Below are 2,669 nucleotides of genomic sequence, written 5' to 3' on the forward strand. Positions count from 1 at the left end.
TTTTGGCTATTACCGCTTTTTATAAAACTTATTACTTTTTTACGTAAATCTATACTATATGCTCGCATTTTTTGCTTCATATTATCATATAATTTACGCTACCTCAAGCTAATTTAGTATATATGTAACCTTACGGACATGATGAACCACCTGATGCATTTTATCGGCATGTTATACTTGACTTATACGCTGTTTATCAGCATAATAAATAATGCAAGAGAAACTGACATTGAGCTTACATCATGCCGACAAACTTTAAACCCATTTATAGTATCACCCCAGGCATTGCAAAAAGTCTGATGAGAATTGAGGCTGCGAAAGAAAAGGTCGCGTTACTGCCCGTCAATCCTACAGTGCTCGCCTCGCTGCGTGAGACGGCTAAACTTTACACCACACATTATTCTACGATGATAGAAGGCAATCAGCTTAAGCCTGATGAGATCAAAGAGGTCATTGAGCTTCAAGGACATTTTCCCGGCAGAGAGCGTGATGAGCATGAAGTAAAGGGCTATTATGCTGCTTTAGCTCAGTTAGAACAATATGCCGCGCAAAACCATCCCGTTACCGAAAAAGTCATTCAAACTTTGCATGCTTTGGTGATGAGTGATGGAAGAACGCGCATTAAACCAACACCTTACCGAGATGGACAAAACGTTATCAAAGACAGCGGCACAGGTACAATCGTCTATATGCCTCCGGAAGCAAAAGATGTACCTGGGCTTATGCGCAATTTAGTGACATGGATCAAAGAAAATGAAGAGATACCATGCCCTATTGTCGCTGGCATTGCTCATTATCAGTTTGCAACAATTCACCCCTATTATGACGGTAATGGGCGAACGAGCAGGTTATTGACGACGTTAATCTTGCACCTTGGTGGGTATGATTTAAAAGGACTGTATTCTCTTGAAGAATATTACGCTAAAAATTTGTTTGGTTATTATCGTGCTATCAGCATTGGCCCATCTCACAATTATTACTTTGGCAGGGCAGAAAGCGATATAACCCCTTGGGTGGAATATTTTATTGAAGGGATGGCGTTTGCATTTGAAAAAGTTGTAGCCCAGATGATGGCAAGTAATGAGAAAGGGGAAAAAGATCATTCGCAAGTTTTGCGTACCTTAGATCCGAAACAACGCAAAGCCTTGGAATTATTTAAAGGATATGATGTTGTTACAGCCAAGCAAATAGGCGATCTATTTGGCTTCCAGCCTAGAACGAGTGCTGCGCTTTGCAAAAAGTGGGTTGAGGGTGATTTTTTAGAAATAGTAGACGCCTCTAACAAAGCCAGAAAATATAAGCTAGCCGCGCCGTATGATGTTATTGTGAAGGAGAGTCTATGACAACCTTCCACTCCAACATTATCAGCATTTACGGAGAAAAAGGCAAAGCCTGGCTAGATGAATTGCCTAAGCTTGTCTCAGCAACATCCTCAAAGCTGGACTTGCGTGATTTACAGGAAGTCACCAATCTTACATACAACTATGTGCTATCAGGCTTTCAGAGCGATAACCCTATCATTTTAAAACTAGGACTTGATAATGAGGCACTAGCTCGAGAAGCGTTTGCGCTCAAGTGCTTTACAGGCTGTGGCGCAGTGACTGTTCTATCTGAAGATGACGGTATGTTACTTTTAGAAAGAGCAGTGCCCGGCACGTCTCTTCAAGACTATTTTCCAACCAAGAAAAAAGAATCCATCGAAATTGCCTTCGGAGTTATCAAAAAATTGCACCAAGCAAATATTACTACGACCCACAATTTCCCACATATCAAAGATTGGCTTGCGGCTTTGGATGAGGAGTGGAACATTCCAAATGATTATCTGCAAAAAGCAAGACAGCTCCGAGATGAGCTATTACAAACTTCTAAACCAGATGTTTTGCTCCACGGCGATTTACATCATGATAATATTTTGCAAAATGGCGAAGATTGGCTGGTGATCGATCCAAAAGGTGTGATTGGCGAACCAGCCTATGAAGTGGCAGCTTTTATCCGCAATCCAATCCCGGAATTACTGAATCACGCTGATGCACCAAATATTATTCATAATCGCGTCACTCGATTTGCTGAGCTCCTTGGTATACCAGCTAAACGAATTCATGATTGGTGTTTTGTGCAGGCGGTGCTTGCATGGGTTTGGGCGTTAGAGGATGATTGTGAGGCCAGCTATTTCCAGCAGCTAACAAAGATTTTTGATGTTATGCTGCCATAATGATTGAGGGACAAGATTGCCCCCAACACTCACACTTTAAGCCCTACTTAAGAAGCACCCAAATTTCGGTTAAAGATTCCGTTTCAGCTACCTCATAATCAAAATTGTAATAGCAAAATATGCAAGGCAAATCCCCCAGTTCTTCCCCGGACTGCGGTAACCAATCACGATAAATACTGTAAATCGTGTCACCGATATTATCGCGTGAGCCTTTATGCATTAGACCTCTTGCGTAAGTATATAGAATTGGAAATTACTTACAGGGAGGGATTGATATTTTTTATAAAGCGTGTATAGAACTTGGTTTTTAACCAACAAGAGACTATACACAATGATAAGATACAGTAAAATTGCTAAACATCCAAGAGTTTTTTTAAGATTATTTGGCATGGAGCTAGAAAAGTTTGAAATAATAATAAAGAAGCTAGAAAAAATCTGGGATAAAAGAGTCGTAGGC

General features: G+C 40.6%; 3 protein-coding genes. 2 read left to right on the forward strand and 1 reads right to left on the reverse strand.

Features of this window, described 5'->3' with window-relative positions; all coding sequences use genetic code 11:
* The first annotated feature begins 242 nt into the window (after positions 1 to 242).
* Together Sarmat_RS06445 and Sarmat_RS06450 are read left to right on the forward strand one after the other, a co-directional pair.
* The gene (locus Sarmat_RS06445) at positions 243 to 1,343 is read left to right on the forward strand and encodes a Fic family protein (protein ID WP_202149938.1); all 1,101 of its coding nucleotides are present in this window, start codon (positions 243 to 245) and stop codon (positions 1,341 to 1,343) included.
* Complete coding sequence (locus Sarmat_RS06450; RefSeq protein WP_202149939.1) at positions 1,340 to 2,212, forward strand: aminoglycoside phosphotransferase family protein; 873 nt, start codon at positions 1,340 to 1,342, stop codon at positions 2,210 to 2,212. Before Sarmat_RS06445 ends, Sarmat_RS06450 begins: the two co-directional genes overlap by 4 nt.
* Before the next feature lie 43 nt (positions 2,213 to 2,255).
* Here the strand turns inward: Sarmat_RS06450 and Sarmat_RS07505 are convergent, their stop codons facing one another.
* Complete coding sequence (locus tag Sarmat_RS07505; protein WP_202149940.1) at positions 2,256 to 2,432, reverse strand: GyrI-like domain-containing protein; 177 nt, start codon at positions 2,430 to 2,432, stop codon at positions 2,256 to 2,258.
* Between the last annotated feature and the right edge of the window lie 237 nt (positions 2,433 to 2,669).

Origin of the sequence: Candidatus Sarmatiella mevalonica (assembly GCF_016751895.1) — a bacterium.
Lineage (GTDB): Bacteria > Pseudomonadota > Alphaproteobacteria > Rickettsiales > Rickettsiaceae > Sarmatiella > Sarmatiella mevalonica.